The sequence below is a fragment of the Streptomyces sp. NRRL WC-3618 genome, from assembly GCF_001280005.1.
Taxonomy (GTDB): Bacteria; Actinomycetota; Actinomycetes; order Streptomycetales; family Streptomycetaceae; genus Streptomyces.
The window spans coordinates 1-224 of record NZ_LGDW01000421.1; the positions used below are offsets into that span (position 1 = coordinate 1).

At 56.7% G+C, this 224-nt stretch carries 1 rRNA gene; it reads right to left on the reverse strand.

Annotated elements, in window-relative coordinates:
• A 23S ribosomal RNA gene (locus ADL01_RS28030) occupies positions 1-224 on the reverse strand; the annotation flags it as partial.

The window sequence follows — 224 nt, forward strand, 5'->3', positions numbered from 1 at the left end:
GTGTGTATCGCTACTCATGCCTGCATTCTCACTCGTGAACCGTCCACCACTAGCTTCCGCTGCAGCTTCACCCGGCACACGACGCTCCCCTACCCATCCGTACTCCCGTTGGGGATATATGTACGAATGACACGACTTCGGCGGTACGCTTGAGCCCCGCTACATTGTCGGCGCGGAATCACTAGACCAGTGAGCTATTACGCACTCTTTCAAGGGTGGCTGCT